This window comes from Pseudomonas sp. EGD-AK9 (assembly GCF_000465935.2).
GTDB lineage: Bacteria > Pseudomonadota > Gammaproteobacteria > Pseudomonadales > Pseudomonadaceae > Aquipseudomonas.
This window is the reverse complement of the sequence record NZ_AVOF01000652.1, coordinates 1-999: the sequence shown is the minus strand read 5'-3', so window position 1 is coordinate 999 and position 999 is coordinate 1. Positions and strand designations below refer to the sequence as shown.

Genomic DNA, 999 nt, shown 5'->3' with positions numbered 1-999 from the left:
CTTGGCGCTGCCCAGCACGATATTGCGCTTGCCGCCGTTGAACACGGTCATTTCCTCGTTATCCGAGGAATCGCGCTGGTTGACCCGGTCGAGGCGGCCGAGGTCCAGGCTCAGGCCCTCGATCTCGTTGCTGCTCAGCCAGGCGCCGCGAAAGGTCTGCGGCAGCAGGCGACTGTCGTTGCGCATCAGCGCCGGCAGCACAGGTTGCAGGGTGCCGAGCTTGAGGGTGCTGTTGGAGGCGCGCAGCTTGGCGGTCAGGCCGGCCTCGCCGTATTCGTCCTGGGCGCGCTTGGGCGCCTCGCGGTCGCTCTTGAGGATGCCGGTGCCGACCCGGTCCGGGCTGGAATCGAGCTTGAGGCCGAGCAGGCCGATGGCGTCGATGCCGAAACCGACGGGGCCCTCGGTGTAGCCGGACTCGAAGCGCAGCATGAAGCCCTGGGCCCATTCCTCGGCCTTGGCCTGGGTCGCGCCGCTCTGCCGGAAGTCGCGGTTGAAGTAGAAATTGCGGGCATCGAGCACCGCCTTGCTGTCGTCGACGAAGGCCGCGCTGGCGGGGCCGGCGGCGATCAGTACGGCGCCGCCGCAGAGCAGCTGGCAGAGGGAGCTGTGGTGCAGTCGCATGGTATTTCCTCTTGTTGTTATGGGCCGCGTTGCGCGGCGCAGGAGGCAGAGCGAGAAGCGTGCCAGCCCCTGCCGGCACGCGGCCCATCGGCGCAATGCCGCGGGCCAGAGCCTTTCGCCGAGAATGCAGGCGGGTGAGCGCGGGACTGCAAAGCGTCTGCTGCGCTGGACATGTCGGCTGGCGGCGGCACTCGCTGTCCAGCCGACTGGACGCCGGACGCACCGATGTCACTCAGCGCTGACTCAGGCCGTGCTGCTGCAGCTTGCTGTACAGGCTGGCGCGGGAGATGCCCAGCTGCAGGGCGGCGCGGCGGCGGTTGCCCTGGCAGGCGAGCAGCATGCTCTGCAGGGCGCGGCGTTCGGCCTGGGCGATGGTCT

At 69.0% G+C, this 999-nt stretch carries 2 protein-coding genes; both read right to left on the bottom strand.

Annotated elements, in window-relative coordinates; all coding sequences use genetic code 11:
- A partial coding sequence (locus N878_RS22250; RefSeq protein WP_021445728.1) for an OprD family outer membrane porin occupies window positions 1-621 on the bottom strand: 621 nt, incomplete at its 3' end.
- 232 nt (window positions 622-853) lie between these two features.
- Window positions 854-999 (bottom strand): helix-turn-helix domain-containing protein (locus N878_RS27110; protein WP_021445727.1); only part of this gene is annotated, 146 nt, incomplete at its 5' end.